We start from the raw sequence: 11,722 nt of genomic DNA on the forward strand, positions 1-11,722 counted from the left end.
ACACGATGATCATCGAAACATTGCAGCGTCTGATGGACGCCAACCTGACGGGCGTGGCCACCGGGCTGACGCTGGCGGATATCGGCGCCTTGATCGGCATGGTCAGCGCCTTGCTGAGCACGCTCGGCAACCTGCTGTACACCTGGCGCAAGGACCGGCGCGAGCAGCGCGACAGCGACGCCGCCTGGGCCCGGCGTCAGAAGGAACCGTAAGCCAGGCCTCGGGGCCACGCTACCGGCACAGTCCCGCCACCAGCCTGGCGCGGTAGAATAGCAAACCGCAAGCATATCGATCCCGGAGCAGTTCGCACATGGTCTTTCTCACTGTCCCCTACGCCGAAAAGGACGCCGCCAAGGCGCTTGGCGCCCGCTGGAACCCGACCCGCCGCCGCTGGTATGTGGCCGATGGCGTCGCCACCGAGCCGTTTGCCAAGTGGATCGACGCCGCATCTGCCTCGGCATCTGCTTCTGCATCAGCCTCGGCCTCGGCAGGAGCGCCAGTCAGGCCTGCCGCAAAGCCAGGTGCTGGCCGGGTCGATAGCTATCAAGGCAAAACCGTGGTCGGGATCAACTACGTGGCACTCGAACACGACTGTAATCCACTGGAAGAATGTCCCGACTGCCGCCAGAAACTGGAAGGCACGCCCTGGTGTCAGGCACGGGCCGGCCTGGCGGCACTGGTGGGCGGCATGCCTGGCACGTCGACTATCCGCACGCCTGCCAAGGCGGCTTGATCGCCATACGGTCGCGTTAACGTTAAGATGCCAGCCTGACAAGACACCCAAGCGACCACATGCATCCTGCGACCGCCAGCACGCGACGCCATGGCCATTCCCGCAGCAACCGGCGCCTGGTCGGTGGCATTGTCGTCTCAGTGCTGTTGCATGGCTTGTTGTTGTCGCTCCAGTTCGGCGTGCGGGGTGGCGATGCCGGTGGTGGCGGGCCGATCAGCATTGTGCTTGCGCCGACGCCCTTGTCGGCCACGAAGGACGCTGCGTTGCTGACGCCGACGCCGACGCCGACGCCGACGCCGGCGTTGCCTGTACCTGTTCTGCCTGTACCTGTCCTGCCTTCGTCTGCCGCGCCTGTTGCGCCTGTCCCTCCGGCGCCCGAACCTGCGCGTGCCATGCGTCTCGTGGATCTGCCGCCACCGCCACCGGCGCCGCCGGTAGCGAAGATTGCGCCAGCGCCGAAGACGAGCCTGCGTCGCCCGGCGCCAGCCGGGCCCAAGCGCGGTCTGCGCGAGGTAGCCACGCCCGTGATCGCCACAGCACCGGACCTCGAGTCCGAATTCGCCGTGGCGGTGCCATTGCCCGAGTTCGAAGCCGATCCGACCCCGACCGTTGCCGATGCAATCGACGCGCCCGAAGAGCTGGTGGCCAGCGAGACGCCTGTGGAACCGGAGCCCGTCGTGGATGATGAGGCGGAGCGCGCGGCGCAGGAAGCGTTGGCGCTGCGCGCCGCCGACGATGCACGTGAGCAGGCACTCCTGCAAAAGCTTGCTTTGCAGCGCGAGCAGGAGCAGGAAAAGGAACAGAAGCAGGAGAGGGAACAGAAGCAGGAGCAGGAGCAAGCACGGCTGGCGCAGGCGCAACGCGACGCCGCCGAGGCACGCAGGCTCGCGGAGCAGCGGCAAGTGCAGCAGCAAGCCGAGCGCGATCATGAGGCGCTGCTGCGGCAGCGTGAACAGCAGGCAGCCATGGCGCGTGAACTGGCGGCGCAGCGCGTGGCGCAAGAGGCTGCAACGCAGCAGGCCATGGTGCAGGCGCAGTTGCAAGCACGCCAGCGCGCCGAGGATGATGCCCGGCGCGTGGCGCAGGAAGCCGCCGAACGGCAGCGCATCGATCAACTGGCCCAGCGCAGGCTGGCCGAGGAGCGGGCACGCCAGCAAGCCGCCGAGCAGGCGCGCCTGGATGCCGAGCGGCTGGCGAGCGGCGCGGCCGAAGAAGCGGCGCGGCAAGCAGCGGCGCAGCGGCTGCAGGCGCAGGCCTCCGGACCCACTGCGGGACCAGCGCCCGGTGCCGGGCCGACAGCGACGCGCGCGGATGGCGCGGGCGCGGGCCTGGGCAGCGGTCCGGGCATCGGAGCGGGGCCGGGCGCACTGACCGGCCTGCCCGGCAACCGCGCACGTGAATTGCTGCGCGGCGTGACGATCCCCAACGTGGACGCCTCCGGCTTGCCGCGCGGGCGGCCGGCCAACGACCGCCGCGTGCTGGCCGACGGCGGCGAGCGCGACGCACCGCTGCGCCTGTACGTCGACAGCGTGCGCCAGAAACTCGAGCGCAATGCCGTGCTCGGCGGCGCACGCCTGTCGCAGCGCGACGTGCGCATCGATCCTCTGGTGAGTATCTCGCTGCGCAGCGACGGCAGTATCGACGAGATCACCATCGTGCGTTCGAGCGGCCGCGCCGAGATGGATGACGCGGTGCGCCGCTTCGTGCGCCTGAACGCCCGCTACGCCGCGTTCCCGCCGAATGTCGCGGCGCAATTCGACGTCATCGAAATCCGCCGCATCTGGCGCCTTACTGACGGGCTCAAGCTCGTCGAAGAGATGCGTTGACGCCCTCGTGTGCGAACGTCGCCACGTCGTCGCCAACCAGATCGATCGCAATCGCCGTCGCCGTGCCCCGTTTGATGCGCTGCAAAGTCAAGCCCGATGGACGCCGTAACCTGAACTGAAACGTTCGATTACTCCGACTATTATTGATAGGCAACAATCATGGCTTGGCTGAGTTCGGTTGCAATAAAAGGTTTTGCGCGCCCATCGTCATCTGGCCGGGGCGTACCGATCGTCGCCGCGCAGCTGCCGTCGTGGCTACCACTCCTGGCACTGGCGTTGGCATCGGCATTGGCGTTGGCGCTCGGCGGCTGCACCACCGGCGTCGGCTTCCGCGAGGGGCCCGGCCCCGGTCGCAGCGCCTCGGCGCCCTCCACCGAACTGATCACCGAAAACCTGATCGACGCCGAGCGCGCTGCCTCCGAGAGCGCGGCCAGGCAAGACCTGTCGCCACTCATCGTGGCGCAACCACCGCCGTACACCATCGGGCGCGGCGACATCCTGTCGATCGTGGTCTGGGATCACCCCGAGCTCGCCGCCAGCGGCATGGCCGCAGCGGCGGCCAATATCGACACCGCCACCGTCCAGCCGTATGCCACACCGCCGGGTTTCGTGGTCGACCACCAGGGCCGCATCCAGTTTCCCCTGATCGGCCTGCTCATGCTCGCCCGCCTGACCGAAGAGCAGGCACGCGCGCTGATCACGCAAAAGCTGGCGCGCTACATTGCCCGGCCGAACATCACGCTGCGGGTACAGGCCTACCGCAGCCGCCGCGTGTACGTCGACGGCGAAGTACGTACACCGGGCCTGCAGGCCATCGATGACATCCCCATGACGCTGGTCGAGGCGCTCAACCGGGCCGGCGGCATGCAGCCCAATGCCGACCAGAGCCGCATCGTGGTCGAGCGCGGTAACACGCGCTACAGCGTCAACCTGCGCGAGCTGGTGCTCAAGGGCGTCAACCCGGGCACCATCCTGCTCGCGCATGGCGACGTCGTGCGTGTGCATTCGCGCGATGAAAGCAAGGTCTTCGTGTCGGGCGAGGTCATCACGCCAAGAGCCCTCACCATGCACAACGGCCGGCTCACGCTCAACGAAGCGCTGGGCGAGACGGGCGGCATCAGTCCCCTGAGCGGCGATGCGCGCCAAGTCTACGTCGTGCGCAAGACGCTTGACCGCACGCGGGTCTTCCGGCTCGATGCGCGTGACAGCGGCGCCCTTGCGATGGCCGAATCGTTCGAACTGCGGCCGAAGGATGTCGTCTACGTCGCCGCCTCGGCGCTGGCCAGCTGGAACCGGCACCTGAGTTTGCTGTTCCCGGGCGCGCTGACCTCCGCCGTTGGCGTCACCACCCGGCCCTGAGCGGAGGCACCCGTCATGAGCACGCCGCACGATCCCCAGCCGCATCCGCTGAGCCCGATGTACCACGTCCCGCCGGTGCTGTCGGTGCCCTTCGACCCGCGTCCGGCCGAGCCGCTGTCAGAAGAGCCGGCCGTTGATGTCAATGGCTACATCAACACGCTATACGACAGCCGCTGGCTGATCGGCGCCATCACCGGCATCATCACCGTGGTCGCGGTCCTGTACGCCTTGCTGGCCAAACCCGTCTACGAAGCGAACCTCATGATCCACGTTGAGGAAGAAAGTCCCACTGCATCCAAAAATATCCTGAGCGAAGCGTCATCGCTGTTCGAGACCAAGAAGGCCGCCATCGCCGAAATGGAACTGCTGCGCTCGCGCATGGTGGTCTCGCGTGCGGTCGACAACCTGCAGATGTACATCGAGGCCGGGCCGAACTACTTGCCCGTGATCGGCGCCTGGATCGCCAGCCGCAACGGCGAGGCGCTGTCCCAACCGGGCTTGTTCGGGCAGGGCGGCTATGTCTGGGGTGGCGAGAACATCGAGGTGTCGGTGTTCGACGTGCCCGAACCCTGGCTCAAGCGCGAGTTCGTCATCACGGCGCGCGCGGGCGATCGCTACCGGTTCTCGGGCGGCGGCCAGCCAATCGCGTTCGACGCCACGGTCGGCCAGCGCTACCGGGTGCCGACACCGGACGGCGTCGTCGAGATCAAGGTGGACAGCCTGCGCGGCAATGCCGGCGCGCAGTTCCGTGTCAAGCGCAACTCGCGCCTCGGCACCATCCAGGCGATCCAGGGCGCACTGGTGATTACCGAACAGGGCAAGCAGTCGGGCGTCATCCAGGTCAAGCTCCAGGGCGGAAACGCCGAACACACCTACGGCTTGCTGAGTGAAATTGGTCGCGAGTACATGCGCCAGAACCTGGCGCGCAAAACCGAAGAAGCCGAAAAGTCGCTCGCCTTCCTCAACCAGCAATTGCCCATCCTCAAACGCCAGCTCGAGCAATCCGAAGACCGCTACAACCAGTTTCGCAACGCGCACGGCACGGTCGACCTGCGCGAAGAGGCGCGCATGAGCCTGACGCAGGCGGCGGCGGCGCGCACGCGAGGCATCGAGCTGATGCAGAAAAAGACCGAGCTTCTGGCGCGCTTTACCGAAGACCATCCGGTGGTGATGGCGATCAATCGCCAGCGCAAGGAAATCGACGCCGAGATCGAGGCCGTCGCGTCGCGCATCCGCACGTTGCCGGTCATGGAACAGGATGAAGCGCGCCTGACGCGCGACATCAAGGTCAAGACCGACCTGTACACGGCGCTGTCGAACACGGCGCAGCAACTGCGGCTGATCTCGGTTGGCCGCGTCAGCAATGTGCGCCTGATCGACGAGCCGATCGCGCCCGAGAAACCGGTCAAGCCCAATCGTCCGCTGATTGTCGCCCTGGCTGTCGTTACCGGCCTGTTCCTGGGCACCCTGATCGCGTTTACGCGCCAGGCGATGCGGGGCGGAATCGATGATCCTGCCAAGGTCGAACGGCTGCTGCGCGCCAAGGTGGTGTACGCCACTATTCCGCACAGCGTCAACGAAGACAAATTGATGAACAAAGTAAAACCCGACGGCGTCTTGCCGCTGTTGGCGCAGATCCTGCCGGAAGACCCGGCGGTGGAAAGCCTGCGCAGCTTCCGCGCGGCGCTGCAGTTTTCGATGCCGCACTTCAGGAACAATATCGTGATGTTCGCAGGGCCGACGCCCGGCGTCGGCAAAACCTTCGTGACGGTGAATTTCGCCGCCGTCATGGCCGCCAGCGGCAGGCGCGTGCTGCTGATCGACGCCGATCTGCGCAACGGGCGCCTGCACCGTTACTTCGGTCTCAGCCGCGATCAGGGCTTGTCGAAGGCGGTCAGCGGTGCGACGCCGGTCGACGATGTCATCCATCACAATGTGATCGACAATCTGGACTTCATCCCAACGGGGACGCTGCCGCCGAATCGTTCCGATTTCCTCCTGCACCTGAATTTCAGCACGGTGCTTGATACCCTGAGCGCCAAGTACGACCTGATCCTGATCGACACTCCGCCCCTGTTGCAAGCGGCCGACGCGCTCGTGATCGGCACCAGGGCCGGCGCAGTGTTCCTGCTTGCGCGGGCGCGCGTGACGACCGATGCTGAGATCACCGAATCGGTGAAGCGGCTGAACCACGCGGGTCTGTCACCACAAGGGGTGCTGTTCAATAACATCAGTCCCAGGATCGGTCGCTCATATGCACCGTTTCAAACGGGGCCGATCGGGCATCTGAAGTTTTTCAGTTGAGATCTATCACCTGGACACCTTTGGACGCGCGCGACATCCGCCAGGGCGTCGCAGTCAAGAAAAAGCCTCGGGAAGCCAGACGCAAGTCCGACTTCCCGGGGCTGCACCCCGGCAGCACGCCGGGGCAGGTCGCTCAATTAGAACTCGTAGGCGCCGATGTCGGCCGCGCCGCCACGAGGACGTGCCACCCCGGCGATATCGACCGTTGGCGCCGATGTTGCCGTGCCTTTGTTGATCGCTGGCGAGGTGCTCTTGAGGCGGTAGTCGCCAGTGCCGTTGATCTGGTAGTTCACGAATTGCGGCTCGGCTGCCACGGTGCCAGTGACAGCGCCCTTGACCAGCCAGCTACGGCCCGTGTTGAACACGAGGTTGTTCGGATAACGGTTGTTGCCGCCGACCGTGCCCATCTCGGTGATGCCGTAGCCATTGCCGTACACGATGTTATTGGCCACGTAATTGTTGCTGGTGCCGGCAGCGGTGGCGCCGCTGTCGCCGTGACCGATCACGATACCCATTTTCGAGTTGAAAATGGTGTTGTTGACGATCGTCGAAGCCGTCGCGCCGTGCCAGCTGTTGATGCCAACGGAAGCCACGCCCGAAATCACATTGTTTGAAATGCGGTTGTTCTGGTTGGTGACGTAGATGCCCTGCACGGTGTTGCAAGTCCGGCCGGCCACCCATTGCAGACCAATATTGCGCACGACGTTCGAGTCGATCACCGCGCCGCCGCCCGGACCCCAGGCATCGATGCCGGCGCCGCCGCCGCCATCGCAGCCGCCGGTCACCGTCAGGTCGTGGATGAAGTTCTTGGTGATGTTTTCCTTGCCGCCTTCGGCCAGGATGCCGATGCGACCGGTGCCGGAAATGTCAAAACCTTCGATATCGACATACGCGCCTTTCGAGTTCCACGCCATGCCGGTGCCCGAGAAGACAATCTTGGCGCCCCATTTCACGTCCGAGACGAACTTGATGCGGGCCACCGCGGTGCCGCTCTTGGTGGTGCGGATACCGACGCTGCCGGTCGATGGTGCGGCAACTTTATACACGCCTGGCGCGACGTGGATGGTGTAGCCGGCGCTGGCCAGCGCATCGGCGCGGGCGATGGTCTTGACTGGCTTGGCCTGCGTGCCCGGGTTCGCGTCCGAACCGGTGGTGGCAACATACAGGTGCTTGCCGGTGGTGGCCGTGGCAGCGGCAGTGGCCGCAGGCGTGGCACGGTTGGACGCATCGGCGGCAAGTTGCGCGGCGGAGGCGACGGTCGCTGCAGGCGAATCGTAGGCAGGTTCCACAGGGTTGGCGGCGATGGCGTTGCCACCAGCGGCAAACAGCATGGCCAGGCTGGCGCCCAGGAGGTGGTTGGTGCGGAGATTCGAGGCTGCGGTAGCGAATTGTTTCATCTGAACTTACCCTATCATGCAAAGTGAATGAGTAAGCTTTGAGCGTAGGAAACTGCCTAAGTTCAATGTTTTTGGGAAAAATTTTCCTCGCGGTATCAATGCATTAAGGAAATTTTTTTGGGGATTTGGGCGCGGTCCACCCAGGAAAAGGCAATCGCGACGTGAGGAGGGGCAACTTCAGCGCGCAGCGTCGCTGGCGTGGGATCCGCGCAGTGTGATAACCAGGAGATGGTTGGGAGACTGATGTTCAGCGGACGTTCAGCATCCGCCATGAACTGGAAAACAGGATCAACGAAGTAGTCCGTGCTCTTGCAGGTCGCGGACCAGCACTCGCAATCCATGCTCGATATCTACGGGCACAAACTCGAAATCCGTGATGAACGCCTGCAGGTCGATATGCTTGTTCTCCTGGAATCGATACACCTGCTCCCGGGAAATCGGACTCAGACCCAGCATCGACAGCAACGCCACGCCACCTTGCACCAGCGAGGCGGGAAGCGGGATCAGCCTTGCCCTGAGGCCCAGGCTCGACGCGGCGCAAGCGATCAGAGCGCGATTCGAGCAGGCCTTGCGGGCGCCGATGTTGTAGGCCTTGTTGAAGTATCGTGGATTGAGCAGCGCGGTTCGAAATGCCTTGATCAGGTCGAGGATGAACACCGGCTGGATCAGGCTGCCACCATCGCCGATCAGCGGTATGACGGGGTAACGTGCAACCGCCCGAATGAGACGGGACAGGTTGCGGTCGTCCTTGTGTCCATAAATCATCGTTGGCCGAATGATCGTCCACGGACAGCCGTAGTGCTCGAGAATAAAGCGTTCTGCGTGGCGCTTGCGGTCAGCGCTTGGCGAAGACAATTGCGTGAAAATGCCGGTCGACCCGGTAAACACGATATGGCGCACCGGCGCGCCGCATTTCTGCATAGCTTGATGGATGTATTCGGCAAACCAGATATAGCCCGTGTTGATGATGGCATCGCAGTCTTCGAGCGCCCGGGCAAGACTGTCGACGTCCGTGATGTCTGCAACCTGACGAATCTCCACGCCTGGATACGGGCCGAAGTCGCGCTTGCTGCGATTACGGATAATGGCAACGATCCTCCAGGAGTCATGTAAAGCATGGATCAGCCTGAATCCTACTTCGCCCGTCGCCCCTATCACCGCGATCGTGTTCATGCTTTCACCTGTTGGATTGATTGACGCGCGTGGACGGTCAGAGCGACATCAGTGCCAGCGTTTGGCGGACGCCGCCGCCGCCGTGGCCGGGGCGGAAACTGGTGGCACTGCGCGCCGTGCCACCAGGCGTTTTACGACGCGACGGATGCGGAAAGTTTGCGATTCGAACAGCAGATATGAAACATAGGCGCCCAGCAGCGAACAGATCAACATGGACAGATACAGGGCGAAGTGCAGTGGCTCGTCGGGTGCCAATTGGCGCAGCCCTAGCTGGGTCGACGCCAGGTGCTTGAACAGGAAAATCATCGGCAGATGCAGCACGTACAGACTGAACGAGAAATTAGCGAAGAACGTGCCCGCCCGCGTCAGTGGCTGCGCCATGATCGAGGTCGGCGACGCTTTGAATTGCAGGCTCGATAGTAAAGCCAGGAACATTAGGCTCAGCAGCAGATCCATGCCCAGCGTGGTCTGGTCGAACTTGTCATTGTCCGCCGTGAGCCGAAAATAGGCGCTGGCCGCCACAAGGGGAACGAGCCACACGACTCTCATCCAGCGTCTGCAATCGATTCGGACACGTGAAAATGCTACGCCAAGAAGCCAGATCGCGAAGTAGGTGATGATCTCGACCGGCAGCAAGATGGCCGCCAGTGCGAGCACTGCGCCGCTGGCGACGCGCGACGCGACGCGGCGCGCTGTAAAAACCAGCAGCAGCACGGGGAACATGACGTAGTACCAGGTTTCGTTGGCGAGGCTCCAGAGGGCATAGTTGCCGCCAAAGTCAGCCAGCACGATGCCTTGCAATCCGAGTAGATTGCCAAGAAACGCGACCCCGGAAAATTCGTTGGCGGGGGAGAAGTCGATGCTCCCAGGATGCACGACGCCCGCCGCGATGCCGAGTACCAGGGTCAACGCAAAGGTCGGGATCAACACTGTCCATAGCCGTGTGATGCGATCGATCGCATAGTTGCGCACGGCGCCTGCTTGCCCCATCTTGTTGATCAGACTGCCACCTACCAGCCAGCCACTGATGACGAAAAATACCAGTACAGCCTGGTGGGCGAAACCGGTGAAGAACGCGAATATCTGGAACCATATCGAAGGTTCAGCAATCGTGCGCAGGCCAGGATACATCTCGGCACGCAGGTGCGCCGCCGCGACGACCAATGCGGCCAGACCACGCATTACCGAAATAATAATCGAATGCCAGTAATTATCGCCAAGCTGACCCTGAAGTTGCAACGTTAGTACTGGCACGTTAATGATCCGCATGTGAATCCTTGCTCATATTAAAACCAATCAGCCACCAGAATTAGATATCCCGACAATATCGAGTTGAGATATCACTGTATTGAAGTGACGCAAAATAGAGATTTCTGATGCGATAATTTTCACCAAATCTGCTTGCATTATTTTTGTAGATAAATTGGATGCCATCCACATCTTGGTGTGCCATGCGGCGTACAAATGTTTCTCAGGAATGCAGCTCACGCTAAACATTGTTGGCGTTCCTCCAGATTGTATTGTGCGCAGGTGAATACTGATACTCATCAATCTGAAAAAATCGATTGGCCAGACAATCTGGGTGGAGATGCTGGTGATATTGATTGCTCCACAGCTTGAAGATATTGCCAAGGAATATCGGCAAATTGCATTATTTAAGAAACCACTTAAATCACCTATGCTCGCTACTTTGCCTGTGTTTTGGCGACATGCCGTCACGGTACTCTCAGGTACGGTTGCCGCGCAGGCGTTACCATTGTTGGTTGCGCCCCTGATTACCCGATTGTGCTCACCGGGCGATCTTGGCGAATTCAGCATCTGGCTGGGTGTCATCGCGATTGCGTCGACCGTGGCAACCTTGCGGCTCGAAGCCGCGATGATCCTCGATCATGAACCCAGCGCCCAGCAAACCTGCTTCAGCGTGGTGGCTTATTTCTCCACCCTGCTGGCGATCGTCATCACTCTGGCCGCCGTGCTGGCGCGCGAGGCTGGCGTGGCTCAGGTGCAAAACCTGTCCTGGTTTGCGCTGCTGACAATTGGCATCGGCACTTGGGTGACTGCCTACAACCATACGGCAAGTGCCTACGCAACGTCCTACTGCGCGTTCGGAAAAGCCGCGATGGTCAAGGTGTATGGCGCAGGTGCAATTGCACTGGGGCAGGTCGCCCTGTTACTGGTCGGCGTCCATGGCGCCGCGCTGTTCGCAGGACATATTTTCGGGCTCGGGATTGGCATGCTGGCTGCGATCATGTTGTTGTCGCCACCGCAGCCCACCATCACACTTGCCCCGACGAGCGCGCAGCGCAGCTATCTGCGAAAGCATGAATCGTTCTGGCGATATTCTTTGCCGGCGGGTTTGCTGAATATAGCAGCGGGAAAATTCCCGCTGTTTTTGATCGGTGCGAAGTACGGCCTGGTGGCAGCAGGCCTGTTCGCGCTGACTGAACGGGTGCTGACCGCGCCGGTCTCGCTGCTTGCCGCGTCAGTGCTCGAGGTGTTCAAGCGAGAGGCCGTGCACGACTTCCAGACAGCGGGAAATTGCAGCAAGGCGTATCGAAGCACATTCATGGCCCTGGTGCTGCTCGGCTGCGGCCCAGCCTTGTTCATTTTTGCATTCGCACCTGATTTCTGTGCCTGGGTATTTGGCGAACCATGGCGTGGTGCAGGCGACTTCGCCCGCATTCTCGCGCCCCTGTATTTTCTGAATTTTGTCGCCAGTCCGCTCAGTTATGTGTTTTTTGTCGCCGGTAAACAGAAGGTTGAATTTGTGTGGCAAATTGCCTTGTTCATCACGACAATCACCGTCTTTCTCACCCCATTTTCGTTGACCGACATCCTGTGGCACTACACGATCAGTCGGTCTGTTCTATACGTAATTTATCTCTATCTTTCGCATCGGTTTGCACAGAATGCCATGTCTTGAGGCTGTT

The 11,722-nt window shown here is 62.1% G+C and carries 9 protein-coding genes; 6 read left to right on the top strand and 3 right to left on the bottom strand.

Going from position 1 to position 11,722, the window contains the following annotated elements:
* Nucleotides 1-5: 5 nt before the first annotated feature.
* The 5 genes from AB2N08_RS18425 (at nucleotide 6) to AB2N08_RS18445 (ending at nucleotide 6,222) form a co-directional block, all read left to right on the top strand.
* Nucleotides 6-212, top strand: coding sequence for a hypothetical protein (locus tag AB2N08_RS18425; RefSeq protein ID WP_367612345.1), 207 nt, complete (start codon nucleotides 6-8; stop codon nucleotides 210-212).
* A gap of 98 nt (nucleotides 213-310) precedes the next feature.
* Nucleotides 311-733, top strand: coding sequence for a DUF5710 domain-containing protein (locus tag AB2N08_RS18430; RefSeq protein WP_367612346.1), 423 nt, complete (start codon nucleotides 311-313; stop codon nucleotides 731-733).
* Nucleotides 734-792: 59 nt separating this feature from the next.
* Nucleotides 793-2,559 (top strand): energy transducer TonB, encoded by a 1,767-nt coding sequence (locus tag AB2N08_RS18435; protein WP_367612347.1) that lies wholly within the window; start codon nucleotides 793-795, stop codon nucleotides 2,557-2,559.
* 159 nt (nucleotides 2,560-2,718) lie between these two features.
* The gene (locus AB2N08_RS18440) at nucleotides 2,719-3,918 is read left to right on the top strand and encodes a polysaccharide biosynthesis/export family protein (RefSeq protein WP_367612348.1); all 1,200 of its coding nucleotides are present in this window, start codon (nucleotides 2,719-2,721) and stop codon (nucleotides 3,916-3,918) included.
* Nucleotides 3,919-3,933: 15 nt separating this feature from the next.
* Nucleotides 3,934-6,222, top strand: a complete 2,289-nt coding sequence (locus tag AB2N08_RS18445) for a polysaccharide biosynthesis tyrosine autokinase (RefSeq protein ID WP_367612349.1) — start codon at nucleotides 3,934-3,936, stop codon at nucleotides 6,220-6,222.
* A 137-nt stretch (nucleotides 6,223-6,359) separates the two neighbouring features.
* On the opposite strand, the gene AB2N08_RS18450 is transcribed toward AB2N08_RS18445, so the two are convergent.
* The 3 genes from AB2N08_RS18450 to AB2N08_RS18460 form a co-directional block, all read right to left on the bottom strand.
* Nucleotides 6,360-7,619 carry a choice-of-anchor Q domain-containing protein gene (locus AB2N08_RS18450; protein WP_367612350.1) on the bottom strand — a complete coding sequence of 420 codons (1,260 nt, stop codon included), beginning with the start codon at nucleotides 7,617-7,619 and terminating at the stop codon, nucleotides 6,360-6,362.
* 288 nt (nucleotides 7,620-7,907) lie between these two features.
* Complete coding sequence (locus AB2N08_RS18455) at nucleotides 7,908-8,792, bottom strand: NAD-dependent epimerase/dehydratase family protein (protein WP_367612351.1); 885 nt, start codon at nucleotides 8,790-8,792, stop codon at nucleotides 7,908-7,910.
* 48 nt (nucleotides 8,793-8,840) lie between these two features.
* Nucleotides 8,841-10,061: an acyltransferase family protein gene (locus AB2N08_RS18460; RefSeq protein ID WP_367612352.1), complete on the bottom strand. Its 1,221-nt coding sequence runs from the start codon at nucleotides 10,059-10,061 to the stop codon at nucleotides 8,841-8,843.
* Nucleotides 10,062-10,386: 325 nt separating this feature from the next.
* Between AB2N08_RS18460 and AB2N08_RS18465 the strand changes: the two genes are divergently transcribed.
* Nucleotides 10,387-11,715, top strand: a complete 1,329-nt coding sequence (locus AB2N08_RS18465; protein WP_367612353.1) for an oligosaccharide flippase family protein — start codon at nucleotides 10,387-10,389, stop codon at nucleotides 11,713-11,715.
* The last annotated feature ends 7 nt before the right edge of the window (nucleotides 11,716-11,722 follow it).

The organism is Massilia aurea (assembly GCF_040790145.1).
GTDB classification, from domain to species: domain Bacteria; phylum Pseudomonadota; class Gammaproteobacteria; order Burkholderiales; family Burkholderiaceae_D; genus Telluria; species Telluria aurea_C.